The sequence below is a fragment of the Falsiroseomonas tokyonensis genome (genome assembly GCF_019024325.1).
GTDB lineage: Bacteria > Pseudomonadota > Alphaproteobacteria > Acetobacterales > Acetobacteraceae > Falsiroseomonas > Falsiroseomonas tokyonensis.
This window is the reverse complement of the sequence record NZ_JAFNJS010000001.1, coordinates 646,825-667,483: the sequence shown is the minus strand read 5'-3', so window position 1 is coordinate 667,483 and position 20,659 is coordinate 646,825. Positions and strand designations below refer to the sequence as shown.

The following is a 20,659-nucleotide window of genomic DNA, read 5'->3' as shown; positions in this document are numbered from 1 at the left end:
CGTGGTGCTGAAGCCGTTTTCGCGCGCGGTCGCAGACGGGGATACGGTGCTGGCGGTGATTCGCGGCAGCGCGATGAACAATGACGGCGCGCGCAAGGCGGATTTCCTCGCGCCCTCCGTCACCGGGCAGCGCCGCGCGATTGCCGAGGCACTGGCGATGGCGGAGGTGCCGGCCGAAAGCATCGGGCTGGTGGAATGCCACGGCACCGGCACGGCGATCGGCGATCCGGTGGAATTACGCGCCCTGGCGCAGGCTTTTGGCAAGACGCAGGACGAGGCGCGCTGCCTGATCGGCTCCGTGAAGGGCAATATCGGGCATCTCAATGCGGCTGGCGGGATTGCCGGGCTGATCAAGGCAGTGCTGGCGCTGCGGCATGGGCAGGTGCCGCCAAGCCTGCATTTCCGCAGCATCAATCCCGCGATTCCCCTGGCGGAGACGCCCTTCGCCGTGGCGGCGGAGGCTTGCGGCTGGCCCGCAAAGTCGGGGCCGCGCCGCGCAGGCGTCAGCTCCTTCGGCTTCGGCGGCACCAATGTGCATGTCGTGCTGGAACAGGCGCCGGCGCTGCCTGCGCTGCCGCCGCATGCGGGGCCGGTGGTGCTGGCGCTGAGCGCCAAGGATGCGGCGGCGCTGGACCGTGCCACGCAGGCCCTGGCCGCGGCGCTGGAGGCGGAAGACGCGCCGGCGCTGGCCGATGTGGCCTGGACCCTCGCCGCCGGCCGCCAAGCCTTCTCCCACCGCCGCGCCGTTCTGGTGCAGGATCGCGCGCAGGCCGTGGCTGCGCTGCGCGGCGGGGCGCAGGCGCCGCTGCCGGAGGCGGCCCTGCGCTGGTGCGCGGGCGACGCGATGGCGCCGGCCGCACTAAGTGGCGTGGCCTCCGGGCGTCGCGTGCCCCTGCCCGGCTATCCCTTCGCCGCGGAACGTCACTGGCACCGCGCGCCGCAGCCCGCCCCCGCCGTGGCCGCGGGGGGCTCACTGCTGGAACGGCTGCGCCGTCTCTTCGCCGAGACGCTGCAGGAGCCGCCCGAAAAGCTGGATCCAGACGCCACCTGGGACCGCTTCGGCATCGACTCCCTGCTGGTCGGCACGCTGACGGCGGAGCTGAAAAAGACCTATCCGGCGCTGCGCTCCACCGTGCTCTTCGAGCACGACACGCTGAACCGCCTGGCCGCGCATCTGGCGGATATGGAGCCGGTGGTCGCGGCGCCCGCCGCCACGACGCAGCGCGAGCCGATCGCCGTGATTGGCCTTGCCGTGCGGCTGCCGGGCGCGCCGGATCTTGACGCCTTCTGGGATCTGCTGCGCGAGGGGCGGTCCGGTATCTCCGCAGTGCCGGCGGAGCGCTGGCAGGGCGCGGGGCACGGCGGCTTCATCACGGGTGTCGAGGAATTCGATCCTCTGCTGTTCGGCATCAGCCCGCGCGAGGCGCGGCTGATCGATCCGCAGGCGCGGCTCGCGCTGCAATCCGCCTGGCACGCCATAGAGGATGCCGGCTACAGCCGTGCCGGGCTGCGGGACAGCGCCCAGGGCCGCGATGTCGGCGTCTTCATGGGCGTGATGAACATGCCCTGGCGGCTGCTTGGCCTGGCGGCGGCGGAGGCGGGGCATGTGGTGCAGGGCAACCACTGGTCCGTTGCCAATCGCGTCTCGCATCACTTCGATTTCGGTGGGCCGAGCCTGGCGGTGGACAGCGGCTGTTCCGCCAGCCTGACGGCGCTGCACCTGGCCTGCGAAAGCCTGCGGCGCTGCGAATGCGGCGTGGCGCTGGCGGGCGGCGTGAACCTCATCCTGCATCCGGTGCAGCAGGCGGAGCTGCGGCGCACCGGCGTGCTGGCGCAAGGCGCGGAATGCCATGTCTTCGGCGCCGCGGCGGACGGCTTTGTGCAGGGCGAGGGGGTGGGCGTGGCGGTGCTCAAGCCGCTGTCGCGTGCACTCGCCGATGGCGATGCGATCCATGGCGTGATCCTGGGCTCCGCCGTGAATGCCGGCGGCCGCACTGCGGGCTATACCGTGCCGAGCCCGCGCGCCCAGGCCGCGGTGGTGCAGGCGGCGATCGCCGCTTCGGGTGTGGCGGCGGACAGCATCGGCTATGTCGAATGCCACGGCACGGCGACGGCGCTGGGGGACCCGGTGGAGATCGCGGGCCTCGGCGACGGGCTGCGCGCGGCGGGCCGCAGTGTGGAGGCGGGGGCGCTGCCGATCGGCTCCGCCAAGGCGAATATCGGTCATCTGGAGTCCGCCGCGGGCATCGCGGGATTGGCAAAACTGCTGCTGCAGCTGCGGCACGGGGAGATCGCACCGGCAATCCATGCGCAGCCGCCGAATCCGCGCATCGATTTCAGCCTGGGGCCCTTCTTGATGCCGCAATCCGTACTGCCATGGCCCGGCGCGACCCGGCGCGGCGGCGTGAGTTCCTTCGGCGCGGGCGGCGCCAATGCGCATCTGGTGGCGGAATCCGCGCCCCCCGTCGTGCCCCGCGCGATGGCGGAAGGCCCGCATCTGGTCCGGCTGTCTGCGCGCACGCCGGACCAGCTGCGCGCCTATGCGCAGGTCCTCGACGGCTGGCTTGCGGTAACGACCGAGCCGCTGGCCGATATCGCCTGGACCTTGGCGCAGCGTGAGGCGCAGGACCATGCCATCGCGCTGCCGGTGCAGGATGTGCCGGCGCTGCGCGCGGCGCTGCGGCGCTGGCTGGCCGATGGCACGCTGCCGCCGCGGCGCGATGTGCCGTCGCCCATCTTAGGGCGGCGGGTGCATCTGCCGGGCACCGTCTTCGCGCAGGAACGGCTGCGGCTGCCGGACGTCGCGTCCACGGCAAAGGGGCTGCTCGGCCCCGCCATTCCCTGCCTGGGGGCGGAGGCGCGCTGGCGCGTGGCGCTGCCCGCGACGCACCCGGTGCTGGCCCATCATCGGGTCGGCGATCGCGCGCTGCTGCCGGGTGTGGCCGTGCTGGACATGATGCAGGCGGCGCTGTCCGCGGTCGGGCGCTCGACCCTGCCCCTGCAGCTGCGCGACCTCGCCTGGCTCGCCCCTGCGGAGGCGGGCGAGGGTGGTCTGCGGGCGGAGCTGGTGCTTTCGCCGGGCGCGGCGGAGGCGCTGGACTTTCGGCTGGAGCAGGCGGGCGTCGCGCTGCTGCGCGGCCAGGTGGCGCCCTTCGCGCCGGCTTCGGATGCGGCGCTGGCCGATGCGGCGCGATGCCATGAGGTGCTGGAGGGCGGGGCCGTCTATGCGCGGCTCGATTCGCTCGGCCTGCATTACGGTCCCGGTTTCCGCGCCATCACCCGCCTGGCGATGGGCGAGGCCGAGGCGGTGTCCGAAGTGACCTGCCCCGAGGACGCCGCGCTCACCGGCTGCGCGCTGCATCCGGGGCTGCTGGATGCGGTGCTGCAGACCGCGGCGATGCTGGTCTTCCGCCAACCCGGCGCGGTGCGGCTGCTGCCGATGGCGCTGGATTCCGTGCAGGTGCTGGGCCCGTTGCCGCGCCAGGGCCGCGTTGAGGCGCGGCTGCTGACGGCGGCGGATCGGCTGGATGTGGCCGCCTTCGATGCCGTGCTGCGTGACAGTGCTGGCCGCGCCGTTGTTGTCTTTCGCGGTCTCGCTGGGCGCGTGGATCGTGCGGCCGCCGCCCCAGCGCTGGGTGATTGGTTCCTGACGCCGGGCTGGCAGGCGGCGCCGGCGGCCGCGGCCCAGGCGCTGACGGCGCCGCTGCGGCTTGCCGCACCAGGGGCGGCGCTCGACGGCGCCACGGTGCTGCCGCCGGAGGACTGGCCGGCCTACGTCACGCGGATGGCGCCCGAGAATCTGGTGCTGGCCTGCGCGGAGGCCGAAGCGCTGCCGCTGGCCGTCTTCCGCACGCTGCAGGCGCTGCGCCAGGCGCGCGGGGCGCGGCCGGCGCGGGTGCTGCTGCTGGCGGCGGAGCAGTCCGGCCGCGCCACGCCGGCCTGCGCGGCGGCCATGGCGCTGCTGCGCGTGGCGCACCGCGAATGGCCGGACTGGCGCATGGCCTGGGCCTGGCTCGCGAGCTGGGATGAGCCGGCCTTGGGTGAGCCCGGCGATTCGCAGGCTCGTGAGGTAGCCTGGCGCGGCGGCACGCGCTTCGTGCGGGTCCTGCATCCGCTGGCCGTGCCGCCCGCTGCGCCGGCCTGGCGGCAGGGCGGGCATGCGCTGATCCTTGGCGGCGCCGGCGGCATCGGCCTGGCCTTGGCGGCGCGGCTCGCGCAGCGCCACGGCATGCGGCTGACACTGGTGGGACGGCGCGCAGAGCCGGTCGAGGCGCTGGCGCCGCTGCGGGCCATGGGTTCTGAGATCCTGTACCTGCAGGCCGATGCGACAGGGCCGGGCGAGATGGCGCGCGCCGTGGCCGCCGCACGGGCCCAGCACGGGCCGATCCACGCCGCCATCCACTCGGCCATCGTCATGCAGGATGCCAGCCTGGACCGCATGTCGGAGGCGGATTTCACCGTGGCGCTGGCGGTGAAGGCGGCGGGCACGCGCGCGCTGGCGGATGCTGTGGCGGCGGAGCCACTGGACGTCCTGGTGCTGTTCTCCTCGGTGAACAGCTTTGCGGCCAATGCGGGCCAGGCGAATTACGTCGCGGGCTGCGCCTACAAGGATGCGCTGGGGCTGGAGCTCGCGGCGCGCGGCCTGCCGGTGCGCGTGGTGAACTGGGGTTACTGGGGGGAGGTCGGCCGCGTCGCCGATGCGGCGCATCGCGAGCGCCTGGCGCGGCGCGGCGTGCAGCCGATCGGCACGGCGGAGGGGCTTGCGGCGCTGGATGCGCTGCTGGCTCTGCGCGATGCGCCGCAGGTCGCCGTGCTGAAGGGTGAGGCGAAGTTGCGTGAGGCGCTCGGGGTGGTGATCGCGGCGCCGACGCTGACCGCCGCGATGCAGGCGCATGTGATGGCGGAGGCGCCGGCGATGCAGGGCGCCTGGGACGAATACGCTGCCATCGAAGCCTTCGCGCGGCGCCGCCTGCTGGCCTGGTGGAACTCGGCGGCGCTGCTGCCGGAAGGGGCGCGTGCGACGGCCGCGGCGCTGGCCGCGCAGCTCGGCGTGGTGTCGCGCCATGCAAAACTGTTCGCGGCACTGCTGGAAATCCTGGAACGCGAGTGCGCCATCCGGCGTGACGGTGCGACGCTGGTTGGTCAGGCGCGCGAGGCCGGCGATGTTCTGGCTGACATGCAGCGTTTCGTCGCGGCGCATCCGCCTTTCGCTGCGCATGTCACGCTGCTGGAGACCTGCCTAGGGGCCCTGACCGATGTGCTGCGCGGGGAGCGGCTGGCGACGGAGGTCATGTTCCCCGAAAGCTCGCTGGCGCTGGTGCAGGGCATCTATCGCGGAAATCGCCTCGGCGATTTCTGCAACCGGCTGGTGGCGGCCGCGGTGGCCGAGGCGGTGCAGAAGCCGGGGCCGGTGCGCGTGCTGGAAGTGGGCGCCGGCACCGGCGGTACCAGCCGCAGCGTGCTGGCCCGGCTCGATGCGCGCGGTGAGGTCGAGTATGTCTATACCGACATCTCGCTCGCCTTCGCGCAATTCGGCCGGCGCGAATTCGGCGCGACGCGGCCCTGGCTTTCGGGCCGCATGCTGGATGTGACGCGCGACCCGGCGACCCAGGGTCAGCAGGCGGAAAGCTGCGACGTGGTGCTGGGCGCCAATGTGGTGCATGCGACGCCGGATCTCGTGCGGTCGCTGTCGCACATCCGCTGGCTGCTGAAGCCGGGCGGCGTGCTGGTGCTGTATGAGATGACCGCGATCCACGATTTCGGCACGCTGACCTTCGGCCTGCTGGACGGTTGGTGGATGGCCGAGGATGCGCGGCTGCCGCATGCGCCGCTGCTGGATGTGGCGGGCTGGCGCGCCCGGCTGGCGGAAGCCGGCTTTGGCGAGGTGGCAGTATTCAGCGAACCGGGGCTGACGGAAGAAGCGCAGTTCCGCCATGCCGTGATCGTTGCGCGCAACGTCACGGCGCCGCAGCCCGTACCCGCGCCGCGCGGCATGCGCGAAAGGCTGCGCCGGCGCGCGGAGCCGGAAACCGCCGCACCCGCCGATCTCGTCGCGCTGATCCGCGCCACCGTGGCGGAGGTGCTGGAGATGCGGGTGGAGGATGTCCGCCCGGATCGCAGCTTTGCCGATTACGGCGCGGATTCCATCCTCGGCGTCTCGCTCGTCGCGGCGCTGGCCGAGAAGCTCGGCTTGCCGCTGAACCCGACCGTGCTGTTCAACCACGAGACGGTCGAAAAGCTGGCGCGGCATCTGTCGGCGCGGCACGGCGAGACATTGCGGCTGCCGCAGGCGGCGCCAGTGGCCGAAAGCACGGCGCCGGTGCCGGTCGCGGTCATCGGCTGGTCCGGCCGCTTTCCGGGGGCGGGTGATATCGACACCCTCTGGCAAAATATGCGCGCGGGCATCGACAGCGTCGGGCCCGTGCCGGCCAGTCGCTGGAACCACGCGGCGCTGCGCGCGCAATCGCCGCTCTGCCCAGATGGCGGCTTCCTCGAGGATATCGAATCCTTCGACCCGCTCTTCTTCGGCCTGTCCCCGGCCGAGGCCACCGCCATCGACCCGCAGCAGCGGCTGTTCCTACAGGCGGCCTGGCATGCGCTGGAGGATGCGGGCCACGGCCCCGCGGCGCTGGCCGGCCTCACCTGCGGCGTCTTTGCCGGCACCGTGGCGGGCGATTACGAGGCGCGGCTGGCGCAGGCCGGGCGCGTGCCGGATGCGCGCAGTTTCACGGGCAATGCCGCCTCCATGCTCGCGGCGCGCATCGCCTATCGGTTGGACCTGCACGGGCCCTGTCTGTCCGTGGATACCGCCTGCTCCTCCTCCCTCGTCGCGCTACACCTGGCGGCGGAGAGTCTGCGACGGGGCGAATGCGATCTTGCCCTGGCCGGTGGCGTGGCGGTGATGACGACGCCGGATTTCTATCTCGCCGCCACTCAGGCGGGCATGCTCTCTCCCACCGGGCGCTGCCGCACGTTGGATGCGGCGGCGGATGGTTTTGTGCCGGCGGAGGCGGTGGCCTGCCTGGTGCTGAAGCGCCTGCCCGATGCGATGCGCGATGGCGACGAGGTGCGGGGCGTGATCCTCGCCACCGGCGTGAACCAGGACGGCGCCAGCAACGGCATCACGGCGCCGAACGGTGCCGCGCAGACGGCTCTGCTGCGCGAGGTGTGGAGCCGCGCCGGCATCGCGCCGGCCGATCTCGGCTATGTCGAGCTGCACGGCACCGGCACGCGGCTGGGCGACCCGGTGGAGCTCGGCGCGCTGCGCGAGGCTTTTGGCGATGTCGCGCTCGGGCGCTGCGCAGTGGGCTCGGCCAAGGCGAATCTCGGCCATACGCTGGCGGCGGCGGGCGTGGTCGGGCTGATCCGCGCGCTGCTGGTGCTGCGGCATGGCACGGTGCCACCGGCGGTAAACTTCTCCAACGCCAATCCGCTGCTGCCGCTGGGGGCGGAGTCGCCCTTCGTCGTGCCGTGCGCGGCACAGCCGCTAGGTGGTCGCCTGGCGGCCGTCTCCGCCTTCGGCTTCAGCGGCACCAATGCGCATGCCGTGCTGGCGCCGGCGCCACCGCGCGCGACCCCGGCGCGTGCGCAGCGGAATGACCATCTGGCGGTGCTCTCGGCGGAGACAGCGGAGGCGCTTGCGCAGCGGCGGGCGGATCTCGCCGCCTGGATCGCGGCGCATCCCGAGGCGGAGATCGCCGATATTTGCGCCACCCTCGCGCTCGGCCGCATGCATCACCGCCCGTATCGCGCCGCCTATGTCGTGGCCGATGCGGCGGCCCTGCGGGACGCGCTGGCCGAGGAGGCGAGCCTGGCCACCACGCCGGAGGCGCGCGCCTATCTCGCCGGCGATGCGCCGGACTGGCGCGCGCTGCACCCGCAAGGCAGTTTTGGGCGGCTCACCTTGCCGCCCTATCCCTTTGCGCGCCGTCGCTGCTGGCCGGAGGCCGCGGTGGCTGCGACGCTGTTCGAATCCGTGATGGCGGATCTCGCCGCGGAGGGCGGCACATGAGCCTGGTTGATCCCGCCCCACTGCTCGACCGCTACGCCACCGCGCTGCTGCGCGCCATGGCACTGCCCGCGCCGGCGCCACGCCACGCACGCCTGGCCGCGGCGCTGGGGCGCCATGCGCAGGATGCGGCCGGCACGCCGCAGGCCGAGCGCGCGGCGCTGCTGCAGACGGCGCCCGGCCTCGCGCCACATCTCGCGCTACTCGAGGCCTGTGCGGCGGCGCTGCCGGATGTGCTGGCGGGCCGTGTGGTCGCGACCGACGTGCTCTTCCCCGGTGGCGCCACGCATCTGGTGGAGGGGCTGTATCGCCAGAACCCCTGGGCGGATCGCTTCAACAACGTGCTCGCCCGTGCCACCGCGCGCGCCGCGGCCGCTGGCGGGCTGCGGGTGATGGAGGTGGGCGCGGGCACCGGCGGGGCCTCGGCGGCCGTGCTGGCGGCGCTGGATGGCGTGCCGGGGCAGGTGGCGCGCTACCTCTACACCGATGTCTCGCCTGGCTTCCTGGCGCATAGCCGCGCGCATTTCGGTGCCGGCCGCCCCTGGCTCGATTTCCGCCGTTTCGATCTGGAGGCGGAGCCGGAGGCGCAGGGATTCGCGCCTGGCGACTGCGATGTGCTGATCGCCTCCAATGTCGTGCATGCCACGCGCCGCATCGCCGACAGCCTGGCCCGGCTGCGGCGCCTGCTGCGGCCGGGTGGGCTGCTGCTGCTGAACGAGCTGACCCGCGCGGGCGCTTTCGCCAGCATGACGTTTGGGCTGCTCGACGGCTGGTGGGCCTTTGAGGATGCGGAGGCGCGCCTGCCAGATGCGCCGCTGCTGTCCCTGCAACAATGGCGCGCGGCGCTGGCGCAGGCGGGTTTTGGTGCGCCGGGCGCGGTCGGACTCGGCGCGGACCCGGAAAATTCGTTTCAATGCGTGCTGGTGGCAGAGGCGGTGGGCCAGGCGGCCGCGCCAGCCGCGACCGATGTGGAGACAAAACTCACCGCGCTGCTCGCCACGGCGCTGGGCCTGGCGCCGCAGGAAATCGCGCGCGACCGGCCCTTCGGCGAATACGGCGTCGATTCCATCGTCGCGCCACAGCTCGCTGCGGCGGCGAATGCGGCGCTGGGCTGCGACCTCGCCCCCACCGACATCTTTGGGCATGCGACGCTGGCGGCGCTGGCGCGGCACGTTGTGGCCAGCACGCGGGCGCCGGTGTCCGCGCCGCATGCCGAGCCCGCTGCCAATCCGCGCGATATTGCCGTGATCGGCCTGTCCTGCCGCTTCCCCGGCGCGCCTAACGCGGACGCCTTCTGGGACCTGCTGCGCGAGGGCCGCAGCGCCATCCGCCCCGTGCCGCCAGAGCGTTTCGCACTTTCGGCAAAACTGCCGGCGGCCTGGGGTGGGTTTCTCGACGAGCACGACGCCTTCGACCCCGAAATCTTCAACATGACCTGGCGCGAGGCGGCGGCGATGAGCCCTCAGCAGCGCGTCTTCCTCGAAGCCGCCTGGCATGCGCTGGAGGATGCGGGCTATGGCGCGCGCGCGCTGGATGGCCTGTCCTGCGGCGTCTTCTGCGGCGTGGCGCATCGCGAACATGGCAGCACGGAGGGCGGTGAGAGCCTGCCGGCGCTCGGCAATTCGGTCGCGATCCTCACCGCGAGGATCTCCTACCTGCTGAACCTGCGCGGTCCCTCGCTGCCAGTGGATACCGCCTGCTCCTCCTCCCTCGTCGCCATTCATCTCGCCTGCCAGAGCCTGCTCTCGGGCGATGCGGAGATGGCGCTGGCCGGTGGCGTCTCCGTGCTGCTGACGGATGACCGGCTGCACCTGTTCCTGCGCGATGCGGGCATGGCCTCCCCCACCGGCGCCTGCCGCGCCTTCGATGCCGGCGCCGACGGTTTCGTCCCCGGCGAGGGTGTGGGCGTGGTGGTTCTGAAGCCGCTGGCCAAGGCGCTGGCGGCGGGGGATCGCGTGCTGGGCGTGATCCGCGGCTCCGGCATCAACCAGGATGGCCGCACCAGCGGCATCACCGCGCCCTCCGGCCCTGCGCAGACGGCGTTGCAGCGCGCGGTGTGGGAGAGGGCGGGGATCGCGCCCCAGAGCATCGGGCTGGTGGAGGCGCATGGCACCGGCACGCCGCTGGGCGATCCGATCGAATGGCGCGCGCTGGCCGCGGCCTTCGGGACGGGGGCGCCGGCGGGCGGCACGGCGATCGGCTCGGTGAAGACCAATATCGGCCATGCGCTGACGGCGGCCGGCGTCGCCGGCTTCATCAAGGCGTTGCTCGCCCTGCGCCACGAGACCATTCCACCCAGCCTGCATTTCGGCACGCCGAATCCGCAGCTGCCGCTGGCGGGCGCGCCCTTCCGCGTGCCAGTGGCCGCCGAGCCCTGGCCGTGCCGCGCGGGCCAGCCGCGCCGTGCCACCGTCTCCTCCTTCGGCTTCAGCGGCACCAATGCGCATCTGGTGCTGGAGGAAGCGCCGGCCCTGCCCGCAACCCAGGCCAGCGGGGGCGACCTCGCCTTCCTGCTTTCCGCCAGAACTGCGGAGGCGCTGGCCGCGCGGGTGGCAGACCTGCGGCGCTGGATCGCGTCGAATCCGGATGCCGCGCCGCGCGACCTGGCCTTCACCCTCGCTGCCGGCCGCAGCCATTTCGCGCATCGCCTGGCCGTGGTGGCGCGGGACCTGGCTGGGCTGGAGGCGGCGCTGGCGAGGCCCGAGCCGGTGGAGGCGGAGACCTCGGCGGCGGCGGAGGCGGCGCTGGCGGCGCTGCCGGCCTCGACCGCCGCGCAGCAGGTTGCGGCGCTGTATCGGCAGGGCGCGGATGGGGACTGGGCGCGGCTGTTTCCGGGGCCGCTGCCGCGACGTCTCGGCCTGCCGGGCTACCCTTTTGTGCGGCTGCGCTTCGATGCGCAGGGCGTGGTGCAGGCGCCCTTGCTGCTCAGCCTGGATCCCGCCGGCTGGCCGATGGCGGACCATCTGCTGCACGGCCGTCCGCTGCTGCCGGCGGCTTCCATCCTGGATCTCGCGCTGCGCGCGGCACCGGGCCAGTCCGTGGGCGATCTGCGCCTCCTCGCCCCCGCCTTCGCCGCTGCGGGGCAGGCTGCGCGGCTGGAGACGCGTGGCGAGGGTTTTGCGCTGATCGGGCCGGATGGCGTGCTGCATGCGCAGTTCCGCGCGGTGCCGGCGTTGCCGCTGCCGGCGGGTGAGACGCCGGGCGGCATCGCGTCCCGACTCGGGCCGGTGCAGCAGGGCGCGGCGCTCTACACCCGCTTCGCCGAGACGGGGTTTGTCTATGGCCCAGGGCTGCGTGCCATTCAAAGCCTGCAGTCGGCGGGTGAGGAGGTTCTGGCGTGGCTCGCGGTGCCGCAGGCGGCGCCGGCGGGCGAATACCTCGCGCATCCCGCCCTGCTGGATGGCGCGATGCAGGCGGCGATCGGGCTGGCGGGGGACGGCGCCCTGCCGGAGGGCGTGGTGCCCATGGGCCTCGGGCGGCTGACCCTCACGCGCCGCCTGCCGGCCGCCTGCTGGGCGCATATCCGCCGCCGCCCGGCGAGCGAGGCAGGCGTGCAGCGCCTCGACATCGCGCTGCTGGACGAGCAGGGCGCGGTGCTGGCGCAGCTTGAGGATTTGGCGCTGCGCCTGCGCCAAGCGGAGCCGGCGCCCAATTTCGCGGTGCCGGTGCGCTGCCCCGTCGCGTCCGCGCCGCAACCGGAGCCGGATCTGGTGCTGGGCGATGTGGCGCTGTGGGAGGCGCTGGGAAGGCGTCCGCGGCTGGTGACCCAAGCCGAGGTATCAGGCGGCTGGCCGGCGCTGCTGGCGGGGCTCCCGGCGCCGCCCGCGTGCATCTGGCACCACGCCGATGGCGAGGCGGGGTTTTTCTCCCTCGCCGCGCTGGCGCGTGCGCTTCTGGCGACTCCGGGCGACACGCCCTGCGCCTTGCTGCACTTGCATGACGGCTCGCCCGAGGGCGCCATGGCCGGCGGGCTGGCGCAGGCCCTCGCGAAGGAGAGCGGCCGGCTGCGTCTCGGCAGCCTGGCGGTGCCGCCCGACGGCACGCCGGCGGACTGGGTGCCGCGCGCGCTGGCGTTGCCGCTCGCGCCCGGGCTGGCGCTGGACGGCACCGCGCGTGGCTGGGCCTTCGTGCCGGGCGAGGGCGCCACGCGGCTGCGACGCGGTGGCGTCTATGTGCTGGCGGGTGGCGCCGGCGGCATCGGCCAGCTGCTGGCGCGGCACCTGGTGCAGCGATGGCAGGCCAAGGTGATCGTGCTCGGCCGCTCACGGCGTGACGCGGTGCCGGATGACGCGCTGCTGCACCTCCAGGTCGACCTGACCGATGCGGATGCGGTGGCCTCGGCGCTGGAGCTGGCGCGCCAAAGATTCGGGCCGATCCAGGGTGTGGTCCAGGCGGCGGGCGTGCAGCGGGACGGGCTTTTTCGAAATCTCGCGGAGGCCGATCTGCGCGCGGTGCTGGCGCCGAAGCTCGCCGGCACGCGTGCGCTGGATGCGGCGACGCGGCAGGATCCGCTCCATTTCTTCGCGCTGTTTTCCTCCCTCGCCGGGTCCTTCGGCGCGGCGGGGCAGGCGGGCTATGCGGCGGCGAATGCCTTCCTCGATGCTTTTGCGGCGCAACGGCAGGGGCCGGGGGTGAGCCTCTCGATCGCCTGGCCCTATTGGGCGGCGGGCGGCATGTCCGTCGCGGAGGGCGAGGCCGAGGCGCGCGCCAGCGCCACCGGCATTGCGCCGCTTGGCAGCGCGGCCGGCCTCGCGGCCTTCGAGACGGCGCTCGGGATGGATCACCCGCATCTGCTGGTTCTGCCGGGGGATCGTGCGGCCATCGCGCGTTTTATCCAGGCGGAGCCGCAGGAAGCCGCCGTGCCGGCGCGGGTGGTGGATGCCACCGCCTCCACGCTCGACCTCGTCACCGCGATCTTCGCGGAGGCCGCGGGCATGCCGCCCGATCGGCTGCGCCCCGATCGCGCCTTCGAGGATTACGGCATCGATTCTATCCTGGTCACCAAGCTGACGGCGAAGCTGGAACAGGCGCTCGGCACGAAGCTGCCGGCGACGCTTCTGTTCGACCATCGCACGCTGCGCAGCCTGGCGGCGGCGCTGCCGTCGCGCGAGGTCGTGCAGCCCACGCTGCAGTCGGCGCCGGAACCTGCCACGCGCCCGCAGGACATCGCCATCATCGGCATGGCCGGGCGTTTTCCGGACTCCGACACGCTCGAAGAATTTTGGCAAAATCTGCGCGCGGGGCGGGAGGTGATCCGCGATATTCCGCCGGAACGCTGGGACGCGGTGCGCAGCGGTGGCGCCACGCGGGGCGGCTTCCTGCGACAGGTGGATCGCTTCGATCCGCTCTCCTTCGGCATCTCCCCCGCCGAGGCCGCGCGGATGGATCCGCAGGAGCGGCTGTTCCTCGAAACCTGCTGGGAGGCGATGGAGGATGCGGGCCATACCCGCGCGAGCCTCGCCGGGCCCGCGCGGCAGGGTGGCGTCTTTGTCGGCGTCATGTATGGCGATTATGCGCTGCGCGTCGCGGACCAGCATGCGCAGGGCAATCCTGTCTCCGGTGCCGCACCCTATTGGTCCATCGCAAATCGCGTCTCCTATGCGCTGGATCTGCGCGGGCCATCCCTGGCGCTGGATACCGCCTGCTCCGCCTCGCTCACCGCCATCCACCTGGCCTGCCGCGCGCTGATCGACGGAGACTGCGCGGTGGCGATCGCGGGCGGCGTCAACCTGGCGCTGCATCCGCTGAAATTCGTGGGTCTCCAGGAAGGGCGCTTCGCCTCCAGTGACGGCCGCTGCCGCAGTTTTGCGGAGGGCGGCGACGGCTATGTGCCGAGCGAGGGGGTGGGCGCCGTCATCCTGAAGCCGCTGGCCCAGGCGCTGGCAGATGGCGATGCGATCCACGCGGTGATCCGCGGCAGCGCCGTGGCGCATGGCGGCCGCACCAATGGCTATACCGTGCCGAGCCCGGCGCGGCAGGCGGAGGTGATCGGCACGGCGATGGGGCGCGCCGGTGTGCAGCCGGCGGAGATTTCCTTGGTCGAGGCGCACGGCACCGGCACGGCGTTGGGCGATCCGGTGGAGGTGGCGGGGCTCAGCGCGGCCTATGGCGAGGGGGTGGTGCGCGGGTCCGTTGCGCTCGGCTCCATCAAGGCCACCATGGGGCATATGGAGGCAGCGGCGGGCGTCGCCGGGCTTTTGAAACTTGTGCTGCAAATGCGGCATCGCTGGCTGCCGCCGATGCCGCGTTTTGGTGGCCCGAACCGCAAGATCGATTTTGCGCGGTCTCCCTTCCGGCTGCAGCATGACGGCGCGCCATGGACGGGCACGGCGCCCTTGCGCGCGGGGCTGAGCGGTTTCGGTGCCGGCGGATCCAATGCGCATCTGGTGGTGGAGGAAGCGCCGATCCGCGCAGCCTTGCCGATGCGCGAGGGCCCCGCGCTGCTGGTGCTCTCGGCCCGCACCCTGCCGCAGCTGCGCGCCACGGCGGCGCGGCTGGCTTCGGCCCTGCCGGGCTGCGGTCATGCGCTGGCCGATATCGCGGCAACGCTGCAATGGGGGCGGGAGGCGCTGCCGGTGCGGCTCGCCTTCGTGGCCGCGGAGGTCGCCGAGGCCGCCGCGCGCTTTGCCGCTTTTGCGGCGGGCGATGCGTCAGGCCTGCACCACGGCGTGGCGGAGGAGGATGCGCCGCCGCCGCCGCCGGTGCCGCCGGGCGCCACGCTCGAAACCCTGGCGCGCGGCTTCGTCGCGGGGGCGGAGATCACCTGGCCCGCGCCGCTGCTCCGCCGCGTGCCCTTGCCGCCGCGCGCCTTCCTCGGCGAGCGGCACTGGATCGAGAAAGCCGGCGCATCGCGGCTCTGGCGGCGGGAAGATGCGCTGGTGCGCGACCATGTCGTGGCCGGCCGCCACCTGCTGCCCGGCGCCGCGCTTCTGCAAATGGCGCTGGAGGCGGCGCCCGAGGCCGCGACGCTCACCGATATCACCTGGCTGCGCCGCGCCGATGTGCCGGAGGCCGGGCTGGCGCTGCGCCTGCGGCGGGAGGGCGAGGGCTTCGTCGTTGCGGATGAGGCGGGCCCGCTCGTTCGGGGTCGAATCGGAGGTACCGTGGCCGTCGAGGTTGCGGGGCCGGACTCGGTGGCGCAGCGTCTGGATGCGGCGGCGATCTCCGCGCGGCTGCGGGCGCTGGGACTGGAGTATGGGCCGAGCCTCTCGCTGCTCGACTCCGTCGAGACGGACGGCACCGCCATCCGCGCGCGCATTCGTGCCCCTGACAATCTGGCGGCGCTGGTGGACACCGCCTTCCAGGCGCTGATCGGCCTGGCGCCGGCGGGCGAGGCGCCGGCCCTGCGGATTCCCTTCGCCCTGGCGGGGTTGCAGCGGCTGGGCGATGTGACGCAGGCGCGGCAGGTGGTTGGGCGCCGCCGTGGCGACCTGGCGGAGGGGCTTTTCGACATCGCCGCGCTGGATGCGGCGGGGGCGCCGCTGCTGCGGCTGTGCGGGCTGGCAACCCGGCCCGCGCCGGTTACGGCGACAAGCCCCGCGCCGGCCACGGCGACAAGCCCCGCGCTGCCCGTGGTGACGCCCGACCTCGCAGCCAGCACCTTCCGGCCCGTCTGGCGCGCGGTCGCGGCACCGGGGCCTGTGGAGATTCCCTTGCTGCTGGCGGGCTGCGACGCGGTGCCGGCCGCGCTCGCGCATCTGCCGCGGCTCGGCGCGGATGGCGTGCCGCAGGGCGCGCGGCTGGTCTGGCTGGCGCCCGCCACGGCGCAGGACCCCGCCGCGCCGGCGCTGGCGCTGCTCGCCACCCTGCAGGCGCTGGACCGCGCCGGGCGGCTGCGCCAACCGCTCGGCCTGACGGTGCTGGCCGCGGCCGATACGCCCGTCGCCGCCTCGCTCTTCGGCCTGGCGAAATGCGCGGCGCTGGAATGGCCCATGCTTTCCGTCGCACTGTTGCGCGCCGATGCCGCGGCGCTGGCGGCGCCCGATCTGGCGGCGCGGCTGGCGGCGGAGCCGGGCCAGGCCCCGGCGCGCGAAGTGGCCTGGCAGGGCACGGCGCGGCGCCAGCTGGTGCTGGAGGAAGTCCCGCTGGCGGAGGCGCCGCTGCCACCGGGCGCGGTCTGGCTGGTGGTGGGCGGCACCGGCGGCATCGGGCTGGCGCTGGCCGAAAGGCTGGCGCAGCATCCGGAGGCGCGCATCGCGTTGGTCGGCCGCAGCGCGCCGTCGCAGCCGCTGGGCCCGCAGATCCGCCACTTCGCCGCGGATGCGACGGATGAAGCGGCGCTGCGCCGCCTGCTGCCAGAACTCCGCGCCGCCTGGGGCCGCCCGGTGGACTACGCCGTGCAGGCCGCGCTGGTGCTGCGCGATGGCGCGCTCGCCCGGATGACGGAGGCCGATTTCCGCGCCGCCTTCGCCCCGCGCGCGGAAGCCACGCTGGCGCTGGAAGCGGCGCTGGCGGCGGAGCCGGTGCCGCCGCGGGCGGTGATTCTCTTCTCCTCGGCCAATGCCCTGCCGGGTGCGGCGGGCCAGGCGAATTACGTCGCCGGCTCCAGCTTCGCCGCTGCGGCCTTGCGGCAGGGCGAAGCGCCCTGGCGGCGGCTGGTGATCCATTGGGGCCTCTGGGGGCAGGTCGGCGCGGTGGCGGATGCGGCGACGCAGGCGCGGCTGGCGCGGCTGGGCGTGCACCCCATCCTGCCCGCCGACGGCATGGCCCAGCTCGGCGCCATCCTGGGCGGCGAGGCCGATGCGGTGGTGGCGGTGAAGGCCGAGGCCTCGGCGCTGGCGCAGCTGGGCGTCGTGCCGGCCGAGGCGGGAGACGCCGATCTGGCACCCTCCGTCGCCGCCTTCGCCGCGCTGGAACGTTGGGGCCGGCTGCGGCTGCGCGCGGTGCTGGATGGGATGGGCCTGCCGGGGGCGGCGACGCCAGCGGGGCTCGCGCGGCGCCTTGGCATCGCGCCGCGCCATGCGACGCTCTTCGCCGCGCTGCTGGAGCTGCTGGCGCGGGACGGGCTGGCGCGCAACGACGACGGGCTCTGGCGCTTCCCGCCTGCCCCGGAAGCGGGCGCGACGCCCGAAGGCCCCGGCCTCGCGGGTCCGCTGGCGCTGCTGCAGGCGGTGCTGGATCGCTACCCCGCGTTGCTGCGCGGCGAGGTCGATCCGGTGGAGGTGCTCTTCCCCGGCGCCGAGACCGCGCTGGTGGAAGGCGCCTATGCCGGCAATCCCGTGGCGGATCGGCTGAATACGCTGCTGGCCCAGGCCGTGGCCACGGCGCGGCCGCTGCGGGTGTTGGAGATCGGCGCCGGCAGCGGCGCCACCACCGCCGCGCTCTGGCCGCTGCTGCGCGAGGCCGGTGCGGAATACTGGTTCACCGATGTCTCGCGCCACTTCCTGACGCGGGCAGAGGCGCGCTTTCCCGGCATCCGCACCGCGCTCTATGACGCCGAGCGCAGCCCAGCGGAGAACGGTGTTCCGCAGGGCGGCTTCGATGCCGTGATTGCCACCAATGTGCTGCATGCGACCCAAAACCTGCCCGCCACGCTGAAGCGCCTGGCGCCACTGCTGCGCCAGGGCGGGCTGTTGGCGGTGAACGAGGTGACCCGACCGCAGGATTTCGCCACCATCGTCTTCGGCCTGACCGAGGGCTGGTGGCGTGGCGCCGCGGAGCCTGGCCGGTTGCCAGGCACGCCGCTGGCCGATGCCGCCCGCTGGCAGGCGCTGTTCCGGGATGCCGGCTTCTCGGATGTCACGGCGCTGACGCCGGAGGAAGGCGGGCAATCGCTGATCCTGGGCCGCCTGGCGCAAGCAGCCGTGCCCATTGCGGTGCCCGCACCGGCGACCGCGGCCCCGGTGACGGAGGCCGCGCCCACCATCCTGCCGCCACGCCTCGTGGCACTGCTGCGCGGGCATTTCGCAGCGGTGCTGAGACTGCCGGCGGAGGAGATGCGGCTGCACCAGCCCTTCGATGGCTGGGGCCTGGAATCGCTGACGGCACTCGATATCCGCAACCGCATCGCAGCGGATTTTCCGGATGTGCCGGCGACGCTGCTGTTCGAGCAGAACACTTTGGCCCGCCTCGCCACCCATCTGCTGGAAGCGCATCCCGCCCAGGCCGCCGCCTTCCTGGATGAGGCACCAGCCGCGCCCTTGCCCGCGCCCGCGCCGCGTGTGCAAGGTACCAGCGACGCCATCGCCATCATCGGCTTCTCCGGCCGCTTCCCTGGCGGCGAAGATCCGCAAGAATTCTGGCAGCTGATCGAATCCGGCGGCAGCGCCATCGCGCCGGTGCCGGCCGCGCGGGGCGGGGCGGAGGGCGCGCCGCGCTGGGCCGGGTTGATCGAGGGCGTGGACCTGTTTGACCCGCTCTTCTTCGGCCTGTCGCCGCTGGAGGCGGAGGCGATGGATCCGCAGGAACGGCTGTTCCTCGAAACCGCCTGGGCCACGCTGGAGGCGGCGGGCACCACGCCGGCACGGCTGGCGCGCCAGGCCGGCGGCGCGGTCGGCGTCTTCGTGGGCGTGATGAATACCGGCTACCAGTGGCATGCGGCCCAGGCCTGGGCGGCGGGGCAGGCGCAGGCCGGGGCGTCGCATTTCTGGTCGATCGCCAACCGCGTTTCGCATCTGCTGGATCTCGGCGGGCCGTCGATGGCGGTGGATACCGCCTGTTCCTCCTCCCTCACCGCCATACACCTGGCCTGCGAAAGCCTCCGGCGCGGCGAATGCGGCGCGGCGATCGCGGGCGGCGTGAACCTCATCCTGCATCCGCGGCAGATGGCGAATCTGGCGGCGGCGGGGATGCTGGCCTCGGGCGGCGCCTGCCGGGCTTTCGGCGCGGGCGCCGACGGCTTCGTGGATGGCGAGGGGGTGGGCGCGGTGCTGCTCAAGCCGCTGGCGGCGGCGCGGCGCGATGGCGACCGGATCGAGGGCGTGATTCTGGGCAGCGCCATCAATTCCGGCGGCCGCACCGCGGGCTTCACCGTGCCCAATCCACAGGCCCAGGCGCGCGCCATCCGTGCGGCGCTGGCGCAGGCCGGCGTGCCGGCCGAGAGCATCGCGGTGGTGGAGGCGCATGGCACCGGCACCGCGCTCGGCGATCCGATCGAGGTGGCGGGACTTCTGGAAGGCTATGGGCGCGCCCGGCGCCAGGTCGCGCTGGGCGCGCTGAAAGCCAATATCGGCCATCTCGAATCCGCCGCCGGCATCGCGGGCCTGACAAAACTGCTTCTGCAACTGCGCCACGGCCGTATCGCGCCGCATCCGCAGGCCGCCACGCCGAACCCGCTGATCGATTTCGCCGCGACGCCCTTCCGGCTGCCGGCCACGGCGCAGGATTGGCCGCGCGTGCCGGGGGCGCCGCGCCGGGCCGGGCTCAGCTCCTTCGGCGCCGGCGGCGCCAATGCGCATCTGATCCTGGAGGAGGCGCCCGCTGCGCCGCAGCTGCAGGCGGCGCCGCTGGCCGAGCTGGTGCCGCTCTCCGCGGTGGACGAGCCGGCGCTGCGCGACCTGGCGCAGCGGCTGCTGGCGGCGCTGGACCGCGTGCCGGACCTGGCCGCGGTCGCGCATACCCTGCGGGTCGGCCGCATGGCCCAGGCCGTGCGGGCAGTGCTGCTGGTGCGGGACCTGGAAGGGCTGCGGGGCGGGCTGCGGGCGGTGGCCGCCGGCGCCGCGGCGCAGGGCCTGACGCGCGGCGGCACGGCCAGCGCCACGGCGCGCATGCTGGCCGAAACCACGGAAGGCCAGGCGCTGCTGCGCGGCCTGCTGAAGGCGCGCGACCTGCCGGCGCTGGCCGGCCTCTGGGTGGAAGGGGCGGAGATCGACTGGCAGGGGCTGACGCCGGACCCGCCGCCCACACCGCTCGACCTTCCGGGTACCGCCTTCGCCCGGCAGCGCATCTGGCTGCCGGAGGCCGCGGCGCCGCAGAACAGCACTGCCCTGCATCTGCTGGCGCGCGGCTGGCAGGAGGTGAAGCTGCCCGAGGCCAGAAGCAGCGCCGGCCTGCTGCTGGTGCTGACCGCCGATGCCGCGCTGGCCGCAGCATTGGGTGCCGCATGGCCCGGACCGAACCTGGTGGCGGAGAGCGAGGAGGCGGCGCTGCGTCAGATCGCGCGGCTGGACCCGCAGGGCGCCCTGCCGCCGCTGGTGGTGGTGGATGCGCTGCCGGCCGAGGCGCTGCTGCCGCGCTGCCTGGCGCTGCTGCGCGCGGCGCAGCGCGGCGGCCTCGCGCACCGGCTGCGCCTGCTACGCCTGCATCGGCAGGAGGCGCCGGCGATGGAAGCCGCCTGCGCCGCGCTGCTGCGATCCGCCCTGCTGGAAGCACCGGATGGCGCGGTGGCCAGCATCGCCGTGGAGGGTGAGGCGGATGCCGCGCAGCTCGGCGCCATCTGCCGCATCGAGGGCACGGCGGAGACCACGGCGCCGGAGGTGTTTTGGCGCAGCGGACGGCGCTTCCTGCCGGTGCTGGCGCCGCGCCCGATGGCCGATGCGCCCTCGCCCTTCCGCGCCGGCGGCGCCTATCTGCTGGTCGGCGGGCTGGGCGAGGTCGGCCGCGCGCTGGCGGTGCAGGCGGCGCGGGCCGGCGCGCGCATCGGCCTGCTCGGCCGACGGCCAGAGGCGGAGGTGGCGCCGCTGCTGGCCGAGCTACGGGTGGAGGGTGTGGAGC

At 73.8% G+C, this 20,659-nt stretch carries 2 protein-coding genes (both running past the window's edge); both read left to right on the top strand.

Annotated features, from left to right (window positions below; genetic code table 11):
* Window positions 1-8,011, top strand: partial view of an SDR family NAD(P)-dependent oxidoreductase gene (locus J3S20_RS02870; protein WP_216834431.1) — the 3' portion only. Its footprint begins 716 nt before the window's first position; the window shows 8,011 of its 8,727 coding nt (coding positions 717-8,727); the start codon falls outside the window, past its left edge; the stop codon is at window positions 8,009-8,011.
* Window positions 8,008-20,659, top strand: partial view of an SDR family NAD(P)-dependent oxidoreductase gene (locus J3S20_RS02865; RefSeq protein ID WP_216834429.1) — the 5' portion only. 1,001 nt of this gene lie beyond the right edge of the window; only the first 12,652 of its 13,653 coding nucleotides appear in the window; its start codon is at window positions 8,008-8,010; its stop codon lies off the right edge, out of view. Before J3S20_RS02870 ends, J3S20_RS02865 begins: the two co-directional genes overlap by 4 nt.